At 65.8% G+C, this 13,414-nt stretch carries 13 protein-coding genes; 9 read left to right on the top strand and 4 right to left on the bottom strand.

The features are described 5' to 3' along the window. Nucleotides 1–412: 412 nt before the first annotated feature. Nucleotides 413–2,476, bottom strand: coding sequence for a DNA topoisomerase IV subunit B (gene parE, locus G391_RS0111235; protein ID WP_029087601.1), 2,064 nt, complete (start codon nucleotides 2,474–2,476; stop codon nucleotides 413–415). A gap of 206 nt (nucleotides 2,477–2,682) precedes the next feature. Between parE and G391_RS0111230 the strand changes: the two genes are divergently transcribed. From G391_RS0111230 to G391_RS15285, 8 genes are all read left to right on the top strand, one after another. Beyond that, on the top strand, nucleotides 2,683–3,384 hold the full coding sequence (locus tag G391_RS0111230) for an RlmE family RNA methyltransferase (RefSeq protein ID WP_029087600.1): 702 nt from the start codon (nucleotides 2,683–2,685) through the stop codon (nucleotides 3,382–3,384). Further along, nucleotides 3,381–4,448 carry a DUF2332 domain-containing protein gene (locus G391_RS0111225; protein ID WP_029087599.1) on the top strand — a complete coding sequence of 356 codons (1,068 nt, stop codon included), beginning with the start codon at nucleotides 3,381–3,383 and terminating at the stop codon, nucleotides 4,446–4,448. Before G391_RS0111230 ends, G391_RS0111225 begins: the two co-directional genes overlap by 4 nt. A gap of 6 nt (nucleotides 4,449–4,454) precedes the next feature. Beyond that, nucleotides 4,455–4,694, top strand: coding sequence for a hypothetical protein (locus G391_RS0111220; protein WP_029087598.1), 240 nt, complete (start codon nucleotides 4,455–4,457; stop codon nucleotides 4,692–4,694). 161 nt (nucleotides 4,695–4,855) lie between these two features. Beyond that, nucleotides 4,856–6,484 carry a long-chain-fatty-acid--CoA ligase gene (locus tag G391_RS0111215; protein ID WP_029087597.1) on the top strand — a complete coding sequence of 543 codons (1,629 nt, stop codon included), beginning with the start codon at nucleotides 4,856–4,858 and terminating at the stop codon, nucleotides 6,482–6,484. A 56-nt stretch (nucleotides 6,485–6,540) separates the two neighbouring features. Beyond that, on the top strand, nucleotides 6,541–8,043 hold the full coding sequence (locus G391_RS14690; protein ID WP_051257319.1) for a DUF389 domain-containing protein: 1,503 nt from the start codon (nucleotides 6,541–6,543) through the stop codon (nucleotides 8,041–8,043). Nucleotides 8,044–8,083: 40 nt separating this feature from the next. Next, nucleotides 8,084–8,851, top strand: a complete 768-nt coding sequence (locus G391_RS0111205; protein ID WP_084169223.1) for a DUF1499 domain-containing protein — start codon at nucleotides 8,084–8,086, stop codon at nucleotides 8,849–8,851. A 76-nt stretch (nucleotides 8,852–8,927) separates the two neighbouring features. Continuing rightward, complete coding sequence (locus G391_RS15290; protein ID WP_156893938.1) at nucleotides 8,928–10,178, top strand: DUF898 family protein; 1,251 nt, start codon at nucleotides 8,928–8,930, stop codon at nucleotides 10,176–10,178. 9 nt (nucleotides 10,179–10,187) lie between these two features. Beyond that, a complete protein-coding gene (locus G391_RS15285; protein ID WP_051257317.1) occupies nucleotides 10,188–11,342 on the top strand; it encodes a M48 family metallopeptidase in 1,155 nt (384 codons plus the stop codon). Here the strand turns inward: G391_RS15285 and G391_RS15470 are convergent. Then, entirely contained in the window at nucleotides 11,232–12,140 is a 909-nt protein-coding gene (locus G391_RS15470) for an MBL fold metallo-hydrolase (protein ID WP_084169235.1), read from the bottom strand. The two genes, G391_RS15285 and G391_RS15470, sit on opposite strands and share 111 nt — an antisense overlap. A gap of 59 nt (nucleotides 12,141–12,199) precedes the next feature. Between G391_RS15470 and G391_RS15720 the strand changes: the two genes are divergently transcribed. Further along, nucleotides 12,200–12,349: a hypothetical protein gene (locus tag G391_RS15720; RefSeq protein ID WP_169719109.1), complete on the top strand. Its 150-nt coding sequence runs from the start codon at nucleotides 12,200–12,202 to the stop codon at nucleotides 12,347–12,349. On the opposite strand, the gene G391_RS0111180 is transcribed toward G391_RS15720, so the two are convergent. Together G391_RS0111180 and G391_RS0111175 are read right to left on the bottom strand one after the other, a co-directional pair. Beyond that, a complete protein-coding gene (locus G391_RS0111180) occupies nucleotides 12,346–12,741 on the bottom strand; it encodes a protein tyrosine phosphatase family protein (RefSeq protein WP_029087594.1) in 396 nt (131 codons plus the stop codon). The two genes, G391_RS15720 and G391_RS0111180, sit on opposite strands and share 4 nt — an antisense overlap. Further along, entirely contained in the window at nucleotides 12,738–13,256 is a 519-nt protein-coding gene (locus tag G391_RS0111175; RefSeq protein ID WP_029087593.1) for a hypothetical protein, read from the bottom strand. The genes G391_RS0111180 and G391_RS0111175 overlap by 4 nt, the downstream gene beginning before the upstream one ends. Nucleotides 13,257–13,414: the final 158 nt, after the last annotated feature.

The following is a 13,414-nucleotide window of genomic DNA, read 5'->3' as shown; positions in this document are numbered from 1 at the left end:
GGCTTGTATCGACCCATAGCCGGACGACGGAAAGAACCCGCTCGACCGATCCCCGCCGCCGCATCAGTGCCTGGATCCTGAGGCGCCTCTCCCTGCGGTGGAGACGAGTGTGAGTATGGGGAGACGGAAAAGCCGGCGGATAACTTGCGATCGCTTTTTGCGATGTGATGGATCGGAAGGGGTGTTTTCGGGCGGAATGCGGGCGTTGAGGGGGTGCAATCCCCCCAACTTTGTCATCCCGGACGTCCCCGCGAAAGCGGGGGCGAGCCGGGACAAGGGCGGGATTGCGTCGGATGGCGCAGTGAGCGGCGCGCTTGTCCCGGCTCTGCGCCGCGAAGCGGCTTGGCCGGGATGACAAACTTATGGGGGGGAGTGCCGGCGGGGCCCCTTCCCACGGAGAGAGGCTGTTGACCTAGACGTCGAGATCCTCCGCCGCGAAGGCGGCGTGTTCCTGGATGTAGCGGAAGCGGAGTTCGGGTTTCTTGCCCATGAGGGTTTCGACGCGGTCGTCGATCTGGCCTTCGTGGCCGGGTTCCACCAGGACGCGGGCGAGGGTGCGCCGCTTGGGGTCCATGGTGGTTTCCTTGAGCTGGGACGGGTTCATTTCGCCCAAGCCCTTGAAGCGGCCGATCTCGGGCTTCTTGCCCTTGAAGACCGTGGCCAGAAGCTCGTCCTTGTGGGCGTCGTCGCGGGCGTATTCGGTCTTGCCGGAATGGCTGATGCGGTAGAGCGGCGGCAGGGCCAGGAACAGGTGACCCGCCTTCACCATCTCGGGCATGGCCCGGTAGAAGAAGGTGATCAGGAGGCTGGCGATGTGGGCGCCGTCGACGTCGGCGTCGGTCATGATGACGACGCGCTCGTAGCGCAGGTCTTCGAGGCGGAAGCGGCTGCCGGCCTGAACGCCCAGCGCCAGCATCAGGTCGGACAGTTCCTGGTTCTGGCGCAGCTTGTCATCGGTGGCCGAGGCGATGTTCAGGATCTTGCCGCGCAGGGGCAGGATGGCCTGGTTGGCGCGATTGCGCGCCTGTTTGGCCGAGCCGCCGGCGCTATCGCCCTCGACGATGAAGAGTTCGGCCCCTTGCGCCGCGTTCTGGGTGCAGTCTGCCAGCTTGCCGGGCAGGCGCAGCTTCTTGGTGGCCGAGGCGCGAGCGACCTCCTTGTCTTTGCGGCGCTTGAGGCGCTCTTCGGCCCGGTCGATGACGAAGGCGAGCAGGGCGTTGGCGCGGGCCGGGCTTTCCGTCAGCCAGTGGTCGAACGGGTCGCGCAGGGCGTTCTCGACCAGACGCTGGGCCTCGGAGGAGGACAGGCGGTCTTTCGTCTGGCCCTGGAACTCCGGGTTCTTGATGAAGACGGAGACGAGGGCACCGGCGGCCGAGACGGTGTCTTCGGCGGTCAGGATGCCGGCGCGTTTTTCGCCGACCAGTTCGGCATAGGCCTTCAGCCCCTTGGACAGGGCGGCGCGGAAGCCGGCCTCGTGCGTGCCGCCGTCCGGCGTCGGCACGGTGTTGCAATAGGACTGGATGAAGCTGTCGTGGTCGCCGAAGCCGGCGGGGGACCAGGTGACGGCCCATTCGACGGCCCCGGCGTCGCCCTTGCGCTCGATACGGCCGAAGAAGGCGGGGGTGACGGTTTCCTGCTCGCCGATGCGCTCAGCCAGATAGTCGGCCAGGCCGTTGGGGAAGTGGAAGGTGGCCCTGGGCGGGGTGTCGCCGGCGATTTCGGGATCGCAGCGCCATTCAATGGTGACGCCCCGGAACAGATAGGCCTTGGAGCGGGCCATCCGGTACAGGCGCGCTGGCTTGAAGGCGGCCCCGGTTCCGAAGATCTGATCGTCGGGCTTGAAGCGGATGCGGGTGCCCTTGCGCCGCGAGGGGCCGAGTGTCTCCAGCTTGCCGAGCGGCAGGCCGCGCGAGAATCGCTGTTGATGCTCAAAACCGTCGCGCCAGACGGTGGCCTCGAGATGTTCGGACAGGGCGTTGACGACCGACACGCCGACGCCGTGCAGGCCGCCGGACGTCTCATAGGCCTTGCCCGAGAACTTGCCGCCCGAGTGGAGCACAGTCATCACCACCTCGAGCGCCGACTTGTCCGGGTGGCGTGGGTGCGGATCGACCGGAATGCCCCGGCCATCGTCGGTGACGGCGAGGAAGCCGTCGGCACCGAGCTCGACCGTGATCGACTTGGCATGGCGGGCCACGGCCTCGTCCATGGCGTTGTCCAGCACCTCGGCGAACAGATGATGCAACGCCCGCTCGTCGGTGCCGCCGATGTACATGCCGGGACGCTTGCGGACCGGCTCCAGGCCTTCGAGCACCTCGATGGCGTCGGCACCGTAGTCGCCCGGCTTGGGCGCAGACGGCGGTGCGGGGTCGGGGCGCGACAAGGCTTGCGGCTTCTCAGCCGGCGGGGTCGCAGTCTCGCCCTTGGGCTCGGGAGATTGCGGCAGGTTGTCGAAAAGATCGGGCAAGGCGGACATCGCCAGAGATAAGAGAGGGATTCGGACGGGGAGCCGATATCCCCCTTAGATAGGGCGGCGGCAAGCCAGGCTCATCACAAAGTTCACAACGCTTCCACAAAGATCACCATGTGAGAGGAAGGAATCGACGGCGTCGTGTCGCCTTTGTGGCCTTTGCGATGAACCAACCTTGGCCCTGCGGCGCGCCACAGCGTATGACCGGCACTATGAGCGACGATAACGAACGCCGACGCATGGTCCGACCGCCTTCAGGCGGAACGGCGGCTGGCCGTGGCATGGGCCAGAAGATCAAGACGGCGGACAAGAAGAGCCTGTCCAGCCAGCAGTGGATCAAGCGGCAACTGGCCGACAAATGGTCCGAGAAGGCGCGCGCCGAGGGCTGGCGATCGCGGGCGGCCTTCAAGCTGATCGAGATGGACGAGAAGCTGCGGCTGATCCGGCCCGGCAGCCGGGTGGTCGACCTGGGCTGTGCGCCCGGCGGCTGGGTTCAGGTGGCGCTGAAACAGGGGGCGTCGGCGGTGGTCGGCGTGGACCTGTTGCCGGTCGATCCAATTCCAGGCGCGATCCTGATCCAGGCGGATTTCACCGATCCCGGCGTCGACCAACAGCTTATCGACGCGCTGGGCGGTGGCCCCGATCTGGTGTTGTCGGATATGGCGCACAACACGGTCGGCCACCGCCAGACGGACCACCTCAAGATCATTGCCCTGATCGAAGCGGCGGCGGAGTTTGCCATCCGAACGCTCAAGCCCGGCGGTAGCTTCGTGACCAAGAACTTCCAGGGCGGTGACGCCGGCGGGGTTCTGGAGACGCTGAGGGCCGAGTTCCGCGAGGTGAAGTTCATCAAACCCGAAGCCAGCCGCAAGGGATCGTCCGAGGTCTATCTGGCGGCGCTCGGGAAGAAATGACCGAGGCCGCCGTCCGCGACGCCTTTCGTCAGCAGGCGGGGGTCTGCCGGGGACTGGATTCGTCGTTCACCGCCCAGGTCTGCGACCTGATCGCCGAGCGGCTGGACCGAACCACAACGGTGGGCCGGCGCGTCCTGGATTGGGCGGGTGACCCCAGGGCCAATGCCGACGCGCTGCCTTTGAGGCTATGCGGCGCGCTGCACGCATTGGCGCGGGACGACGGACCAAACGCCGGTGTCTGGCCGCCGCATCCGACGCCCGATGACGAGGTCCTGTGGACGGCGATTGTGGTGGCGTTCGCGGCGGAGGTCGACTTTGTCCTCGACTGGCTGACGTCGCCGCCTCAGACCAATGAGGTGGGGCGCTCAGGGCCGTTGATGGCGGGGCTGCTGGTGCCGGCGGACCGGTTTGGATTGCCGTTCGAGCTGTTTGAGCTGGGGTCGAGCGCGGGGCTGAACCTCAATCTGGACCGATACGGATTTGATCTCGGCGGTATCGCGGCAGGCGATGCGGCGTCCCAGGTCCAGCTGTCGCCGCGCTGGACAGGCCCGGCACCGCCGGCGGGTCGCGTCGACGTCGTTGCGCGGCAGGGCGTGGACCTCAATCCGCTTGATCCGACAAAGCCGGAGACGGCGCGGCGGCTGACGGCCTTTGTCTGGGCGGACCAGCGGGAACGTCTGGACCGCCTGGAGGCGGCCCTGAAGATCGCGCGAGCGTACCCGCCTGACCTGGCGGCCGAGGACGGGGTGGCCTGGCTGGAGCGGGTGCTGACCCTCGCGCCGGTCGTCGGTGTATGCCGGGTGGTGATGCACACCATCGCCCTCCAGTATTTCCCGCCGGAAGGACAGGCGCGGGTGCGGGCGCACCTGGAGGCGGTCGCGGCGCAGGCAACCGACAAGGCCCCGCTCGCCTGGCTTGCCTATGAGGCGGCGTCGGCCCCCGATGCCGAAGGACGACGCTGGGCCGAGCTGAGCCTGACCACCTGGCCAGGCGGGACGACGCACAGGCTGGCACGCGGGCATCCGCACGGCTTTGCCCTGGAGTGGTTTGGCGCGCCGACCTGACGTGGGTTGGCGACCTTGTGCGCCGAGGGCCGGGCCGGCCTAGGTGTGAAGGCCCTCGGCGTCGTCGGGAGCGCGATCGCCCTGAAGGGTCAGGTGGTCGACCTGAAAGGGATCATGCAGCAGGGCGCGGACGGCGCTACGGACGGCGCTACGGATGGCGCTACGGACGATTTCGGGGCCCGCGTCGACCAGCGTGCCGATGGACTGGACCGGCTCGGCGCAAAGAAGCGGTGGATACCCCCATAGAGGAGGTAGCCGGCGACGCCGTTGAGTCTCGTTGTCCAGGCCCGACGCTGAGGCATCTGCTTCCCTTGCGTCACGTTGCTTATCGTCAGGCAGTTGCGTAGCGTGACCTAAACGCCCGTTGTCAGAGGCGTCGATCAAGGTTGAGTGACGGAGGAGGGGCCATGCAGGGCCTGATGCAGGACTGGCCGCTGACGGTCGATAAAATCCTGGACCATGCGAAGAACTGGCATCCCCATCGTGAGGTGGTGACGCGCTCGGTCGAAGGGCCGATCGTGCGGACGACCTACGGTGAAATCCACGACCGCGCCAAGCAGGTGTCAAATGCCCTCAAGGGCTGGGGAATCGGGGTCGGGGATCGCGTCGCGACCCTGGCCTGGAACACCGGCCGTCACATGGAAGTCTGGTACGGCGTCATGGGTATCGGCGCAGTGTGCCACACCTTGAACCCGCGTCTGTTCCCCGAACAACTGATCTACATCATCAACCACGCCGAAGATAAGATCATCTTCACGGACCTGACGTTCGTGCCGTTGCTGGAGGCCATTCTGGCGCATTGTCCCACGGTCGAGCGCGTCGTGGTGATGACCGACGAATGGACCATGCCGGCGACCAAGCTGCCGAACGCTGAATGCTACGAGCAGGTGGTGGGCGAGCAGTCGACCCAATGCGATTGGGGTAATTTCGACGAGAACACCGCCGCCGGCCTTTGCTACACGTCGGGTACCACCGGAAACCCGAAGGGCGTGCTGTATTCCCACCGGTCGAACTTCCTGCACACCCTGATCACCATGCAGGCGACGATCATGGCCGCGACGCCGGCGGATGTGATCTTGCCGGTGGTGCCGATGTTCCACGCCAACGCCTGGGGTATCGCCTTCTCGGGGCCGGCCGCCGGGTCGAAACTGGTGATGCCGGGATCGCAGATGGACGGCGCGTCCATCTATGAGTTGCTGGAAACCGAAAGGGTCACCTTCTCGGCCGCCGTGCCGACCGTCTGGCAGGGCCTGCTCGGCTATATGCGCGAGAACAATCTGAAGCTGTCGACGGTGAAGAAGGTGCTGATCGGCGGCTCGGCCGTGCCCGAAAGCCTGATCCGGGCCTTCCACGACGAGTTTGGCGTGGAAGTATTCCAGGGCTGGGGCATGACGGAGACATCGCCGGTCGGCACCCTGTCGCGCCTGACGCCCGAACTGGCGGCCCTGCCCTATGACGAGGGCATGAAGTGGCGGGTCAAGCAGGGGATGCCGCCGCTGGGCGTCGAACTGACCCTGAAGAACTACGCCGGCCAGGAAATGCCGCACGACGGGACGACCTACGGCCGCCTGATGGTCAAGGGGCCGACCATCGCCGGCGCATATTTCAAGGGTGAGGGGGGGGAGATCCTCGACAACGAGGGCTTCTTCGACACCGGCGACGTGGCCACCATCGACACCTATGGCTTCATGCAGATCACCGACCGCGCCAAGGACGTGATCAAGTCCGGCGGCGAGTGGATTTCGTCCATCGACATCGAGAACATTGCCGTGGGCCATCCCAAGGTCGAACTGGCGGCTGTGATCGGGGTTCCGCATCCGAAATGGGATGAGCGACCGCTTCTGGTGCTCAAGCTCAAGCCCGGCCAAAGCGGAGAGCCACAAGAGTTCCTGGACTTCCTGCAAGGCAAGATCGCCAAGTGGTGGATGCCGGATGCGGTGGCCTTCGTCGATGACATCCCGCTGGGCGCGACCGGCAAGATCGACAAAAAGGTGGTGCGCGACCAGTTCAAGGATTATCGCCTGCCCGCAGCCTGATCGCCTCCAGCCAATAGGGGCTCTGAGTCGATCCCTCTGGCCTCGGATATTCTTCGATGAGCGATACCGCACCGCGTAAGCGTTCCACGGCAGGCCTGACGCGGCTGGCCCTTTCGCGCGTCCGCAAGGGCGTCGCCTACGATGACATTGCCCAGACCGTTTACGACAACGGCGGACTGGACAGTCGCTACATCACCATGACCGTGATGTCGGCGGCCATTGCGGTGCTGGGGCTGATGCTCAATTCGCCGGCAGTGGTCATCGGGGCCATGTTGGTGTCGCCGATGATGGGCCCGATTGTCGCCCTGGGCTTTTCAATTGCGCTGCTGGATCTCGACGAGATGCAGCGCGCTGTGAAGGCCATCGCGGTCGGCGTCGGCGTGGCGTTGTTGGTGGCGATTATCCTGACGGCGGTGTCGCCGCTCAAGGAGCCGACCAGCGAGATTCTGGCGCGGACGCGGCCCAACTTTTTTGACCTGTTGATCGCCGTCTTCTCCGGCCTGGCCGGGGCGTATGGTGTGATCCGCCAACGGGGCGACACGGTGATTGGCGTGGCCATTGCTACAGCCTTGATGCCGCCCATTGCCACCGTCGGATTCGGCCTGGGGACCGGGGATCTGCATATCGCGGGCGGGGCCTTCTATCTGTTCCTGACCAACCTTGTTGCCATTGCCCTGGCGGCGACGCTGACCGCCGGGTTGTTTGGTTTCAGGCCCAAATTGGCAACTGTCGGAGGTCGCTGGCGCGGCATCGCCGTGGTCGCCGTTCTGCTTCTGATGAGCGCACCACTGGCGCTGTCCCTGCGCGCCATCGCCCAGGAGAGCCGGGTCAGCGCCGAGACGCGACTGGCCGTGGGCGAGATCTTCAAGGGCGCGGATTCCCGTATCACCCAGCTGGAAACGCGCTCAGACGGCGAAGAAGTGACGGTGTCGGTGCTGGTCAGTACGCGAGAGATTGTGCCCACGGCCCAGTCTCAGTTGACCAGTTGGCTGGAAGCCGCCCTGCATTTGCCGGTTCAGGTCACCCTCGATCAGATCGCCGTGGCGGACCCTGAAGCGTCCGCGCGCGCCCTGCAGGCCAATCAGGCGACGCCCGATCCGGCAACGCAGATGCGCAACCGGTTGATTGAAGCCGTGCCGTTTGAAACCGAAGCCGTCCTGTACGACGGAGCCCAGCGGGTCGCCGTCATTCAGCCACGCCGAAATTCCGGCCTGGATCTGCGCGGAACCGTGGCCCTGGAGCGAGGGCTCAGCGCCCGGTTCCCGGACGTCGCCATCCGGGTTATCCCGCCGCTGCAAAGGTTGGAGCCGGTGGATCTTGGGGACCCGGCGTCGCGCGGCCTGGCCGTCTGGGCGCTGGCGCGCTGGCGCGCCGAGCCTCTGATCAGCATTTGCAGCCCCGAGCCGGCACCGGACCCGGCCGAGGGCGAGGAGCGCGGTCCCGACACCGGTGAGAGCTTCCTGGCCGAACTGACGGCTGCGGGCGTTACCGCCGAGTCTTCGTCCAGCCTATGCCAGCGCGGCGACAGCAATCGCGCGAGAATTGCCTTGGCCGAATAGGGGCTCTTGAGTCGGGCCACAGGAAGCCTCAGGGTCAGGCATGGCTAGTTCTCGCTCATTGTCGCCCTTGCGCTGGATATCCGCGCTGATGGGGGCTTCGGCTCCGTTGGTGGTCCTATTCGCCGCCATGGGATCAGACATCGGCTGGATCAGCTTTGACACAGCCCTGGGGTTCCTGATCCAGCCGCTGGCCTGGTGGCTGTCGATTCTGGGTACCGTCCTGGGTTTGGTGCTGGCCGCCCTGTCGGTGCGGAACCTTCGCCAGGCGTGGCCCTGGCTGTTGGCTGGATTGATCCTGCCGGCGGCCACGTTTACCGGGATTCTGACCGTCCAGCAGCGCGCTGACAGCCTGCCTCCCATCCATGAAACGGCGACGGACTGGAGCCGGCCGCTGGGGTTCAGTCATCTCATTCGGACGGCCCGGGGCGACGAGGCGTGGCCGGTGACGGGTGACCCCGTGGTCAGTGGGTCGATCGGCGATGTTCGGCCAGCCTGGGCCGTCTGGGCGGGCCGACCGGTTTCCGAAATCAACAGTGAAGTCTGTCCGCAGGCCCGCACGGTGCCGAGACTGGTTGAACCCGAAGCGGTGATCGCGGCGCTGGAAGCCGAAGGGGTTGTCGTGATCGGCGAAAGTCCATGGCGGGTCGAGGGAACCCAGAGAAGCAACTTCTTTGGCCGCGCCCGTGATGTTGTCGTTCGGATCGAGCCGGGCGCGACCGACATTCGCGTGGCTGAGCGGATCGGCCTGACCGATCTGGGCGATACCTGTGGCCTGGCTGCAAGGGTCGTCGCGCGTCTTTCCGAATAGGGTCATCTCGGCTTGTTGCCGGTCGATCCCGCGTGCCAGATACCTACCGGGGGTTGTCGTATCTTGGGGGTATTTTGTGTCTGACAACAACGACCATGCGAACGGGGTGCCGGGGGGTGCCGTGCCCGTCACCCAGGCCGCCGCAGGTGCAGGCCCTGGCGACATCCTGGATACCCCGATGGGCGACGCGGCTCAGGCGGGAGGCGGTGGCGGGCAGTCGATTGTCTTTTCCACGACCCTGAGAACACGGGACTTCTTCAAAATAAGCCTGATCAACGGCTTGCTGAATATTGTGACCCTGACGCTGTATCGGTTCTGGGGGAAGACCGAGGTGCGCCGCCGGGTCTGGCGTAGCGTGCGGGTGAACGACGAGGCGTTTGAATACACCGGTCGGGGCAAAGAGCTCTTTTTCGGGTTTCTGCTGGCCTCGGTGATGCTGGGTGTGCCCTTCCTGGCGTTCGTCTTTGCGGTTCAGTTTCTGGACGAACAGTTCAGCCTGCTGCTGTTGCCGCTGTACCTCTTTGGCTTCTGGCTATGGGGTTTCGGGATGTTCACCGCGTTTCGCTACATGGCCAGTCGGACGACCTGGCGTGGCATCCGCTTTGTGCTGTTCGGCTCGGCTCCGACCTACGGCCTGATGTGGATGGGAATGCAGATCGCCAACGGCATGACCTTCGGCTGGATCCAGCCGGTGTTCGCGCGACTACTGGCCGAGCAGGTCTGGAACCATATGCGTTTTGGGGATCGGCCCTTTCGCTGGAACCAGGCAAGATCAGAATCGGTGGGCCTGTACGGTCCCTTTGCGTTGGGTTGGTTCGGGACTCTTGGCCTGATCGTCCTGACGATCATCGGGTTTGTCGCGGTGGCGGCGACAAGCGGGGACGTCTGGAGCAGTTTCGCGCACGAGATGGCGCAGCAGGCTGAGGCCAGCGATCCGGCGAAGGCGGCACCCGTGCCCATGACGGTTTGGGTGGTGCTGGCGTTCTACGGCACCTTGCTGTTGCTCCTGCCGTTCATTGCGCTGGTTTGGTCGCCCTACGATGCTGCGGTGCTGCGCTCGGTCACCGCTGGTATCAGCCTGGATGATGCCCAGTTCGACATGAAGGCGGGGGCCCTGTCCCTGTGGTGGCTTACCTGCACGAACATTGTGATTCTCGTCCTCAGTCTGGGACTGTTGATGCCGCTGATACAGGCGCGCTCGGCGAAGTATCTGGTCACGCGGATGCGTTCGACGGGAACGGCCCGCCTTGATGAGGCACATCAGGCCCCGCCAGGGCCGCGCACGGCCGAAGGTCTGGCCGATGCCTTTGGCTTCTCGCTGATCTAGGGGGCAGACATGCAAGGTCGCTTCTACGACGGGACCGACGCCACCTCGCATGCGGCCGAGGTGCGGTTCGACGGCACAACCCTGGTGATCGAAACCGCCGGCCAGACGCATGCCTGGCCAGCGACTGAACTGGCGGTGGACATCGACCGGGACCAAGCGCGCGTGTCGCGCCGCCGCTCGGACGCGCGGCTGGTCCTGGCGACATCCGAGTGGCGACAGCTGACAGCCGGACAGCGTCAGGTCCGGCGCCATTCTGCCGCCGGTGGCGGGGCGCTCGTCATCGGTCTGGTGGTTGCGGCGGTGGCGACGGGGCTGCTGGTCTTTGTCGGCATACCGATGGCCTCTGGACCTTTGGCGCGCGCGACCCCGATCGACTACGAGGCGCGCATGGGCGAGAACTACAACGCCCAGCTTTCAGGTATTTTTCCAGCCTGCGAAGGCGAGGCGGGCCAGGCCGCCCTCCAGCGGCTGGCGGATCAACTGGCCGACCAGACCCAATCACCTTTCCCGATCCAGGCACGGGCCGTTCACGCGCCGATGATCAACGCCTTCGCCTTGCCCGGCGGGCATGTTCTGGTGACCGGCGATCTGATCGAAGCCGCCGAGACGCCGGATGAGGTGGCCGGTGTTCTGGCCCACGAGATTGCCCACGTCGAACGCCGCCACGTCATGCAAGGTGTGTGGCGCAGCCTCGGGGCCGGGATGCTGCTGGATCTCGTCGTCGGGGGCGGTACCGGCGCGGGACAGCAGGCCGTGCTCCTGGCCGGTCAGGCCTCTGAACTGAGTTTTGGGCGAGCGGCTGAAACCGAGGCCGACGAACACGGCCGCGCCTATCTCCATGCGGCGGGGATGTCCTCGCGCGGTATGGGTGACTTCTTCGAGCGTATGGCCGAGGAGGAATTGGATGCCCCGGAACAGGTTGATGAAGTCTCCGAATGGTGGATGACCCATCCCAATACCGACCGACGCATCGCGGCAGCTCGAGCGGCGGAGCGCGAGGGGGCACCCGCCATGAACGACACGGATTGGCAGGCCCTGCGTCGCGCCTGTGCGTCAGACCAGGCTGAATCGGCTGGCCAACCCTGGGAGATCCGCATTCCCGGTCGACGTCCCCCGAACGATCCCATGCCGGGACAGCCGGATGAGGTGGGCAAGGACCGATAGGCCGGCTGCCGGCCAAAGGCGTCGATCAACCGCGGCGTAGAGGACCGGAACGATCTCGGCGATGGTTTGATCACCCGCCTCGAGCCGGCCCACGATCTGAGCCTCGCGGGCGAGCCGGTGATCCCGGTACGCGACCAGGAATGGCGCGACGTCGGTGATGGGAGGGCCGTGCGTCGGCCAAAGGGTCGCAAAGCCGCCCTGGCGGACCCGCTCCAGACTATCGAGGTAGGCGTCCATGTCCCCGTCGGGCGGGATCACCACCGTGGTCGACCAGCCCATGATGTGATCGCCGCTGAACAGGGCGTTCTGTTCGGGCAGGGCGAACGCCAGATGATTGGAAGTATGCCCCGGCGTGGCCACGGCCTCGAGTGTCCAGCCGGGCCCTTCGATCCGGTCCCCGTCCGTCAGGACCTGATCGGGGCTGAAGTCCAGATCGAAGCCCTCTTCACCGGTATCAGCCAGGTCCTGGCCGAGGATTGGCGGTTCGGCGGCGAGGATAGGGACGCCACCCAAGGCGTCCGCCAGAGGCCGGGCCAGCGGGGCATGATCGGCGTGGGTATGGGTCACCAGAATGTGGCTGACCGTTTCCCCTGCGAGGGCGGCCATAAGGGCCGAAAGGTGCGGCTCCAGCCGAGGGCCGGGGTCAATGACCGCAACCGTCCCTTCGCCGACGATGTAGGTTCCGGTCCCCGTGAAGGTGAACGGGCCAGGGTTCTCGGCCACCACGCGGCGGATCTGCGGGGCGACGGCGTCGCAGCGGCCATAGGCAAACTCAAATTCGCGGACAAACGGGATCACGATCTCACTCGGCAAGAGGCTTGCGTTTACGTCTCGTAAACCTTTGGAGATCGCCGGTCATGGCCCTTGCAGCCGCCCTTGCTGTTTCAAATCGGCTCCAGCGCGTCGCTGCGGCCCTGTTGTGTCTCATGGCGGCACAGGTCTTTGCTGTCGCGTCCTGTACGCCCGAGCCGGCCCCCTATTCAGTCCGCGTGGCCGTCTCGCACTAGGTGAACAGCCCGGCCAGATCGTAACCGGCGGCCCGGCCAGCGGCCAGAACCTCATCCACTGGTCGACCCCGTTGAACCTCGGCCAGCGCCCAGGTTGCGGCGGATCTCATGCCCGAGCGACAGAAGGCATGGGCTCGTTCCCCCGAACCCAATATCTCCGCCATGACCTCAACGGCATCCGGCCCCGGGCGTCCCTGAAAGGGGCGGGCGACGAAACGAATGCCGGCGGCCTCGGCGGCCCCGGCCATCTCAGCCAGGGTCGGCTGGCCCGGCTCCTCATGGTCGGGGCGATTGCAGATGAGGACCGTGACCCCGTCGGCGGCCAGATCAGCAACCTGACTCGGTGCAACCTGACCGGACACCGAGACGCGTTCGTCGAGGAAACGATTCACTGTTCGCGCCGAACCCGAATGGCCGGGGCATCACCTACGTTCAGGAAGAAGCTGCCGAGGGCTGCGCGCCGGACGACGGCCGGTTCACCGGCACGGGGCCGACCCCACATACGTCCGTCGATCTGACGCCAGATGGAGCCGTCCTCCATGACGAAGACCCATTCGCCCTGGCGGGCCTCACGGGCGGAGCGCACGACATAGGACACATTGTCGATCACCTCCTCTTCGCCCTCACGAGCGCCGCCGAAGATGTCGAGGCTGGGCACCGAGAACCCGAACAGGCTGCGCCGTGTCTCCTGCATCTGGGCGCGATCCAGGACGACAACGTCGCCGGAACGCTCGGCGCTATCGAGGGCGGCGGCGGCGGCATCGTAGCAAGCCAGACGCAGTCCGGGATCGGGCTGAGCCCGGCAGGCCGCCAGCTGTTCCAGCACGGGAGCCCTCTGATCGTCCTGAGCTAGCGCCGGGCCCCCGGAAACGGCCATCAGGACGCCGGCCAAATACCACTGCTTCATCGGGGTGCTCCTTACGCGCCGGGATCGGCCTACCATATTCGCGCGGCTCGCGAGCCATGCAATGGCCATTCAATGAGCGCGCGAAAAATCGTCCTGTCGCACGGTTGTCGCACCTGTGGCGAGATTGAGACACGCGCCAGCAGAACAAGGCAAAACCT

This window comes from Brevundimonas aveniformis DSM 17977, assembly GCF_000428765.1.
GTDB classification, from domain to species: Bacteria; Pseudomonadota; Alphaproteobacteria; order Caulobacterales; family Caulobacteraceae; genus Brevundimonas; species Brevundimonas aveniformis.
The sequence above is the reverse complement of the archived record's forward strand: the minus strand, read 5'-3'. Positions and strand labels throughout refer to the sequence as shown.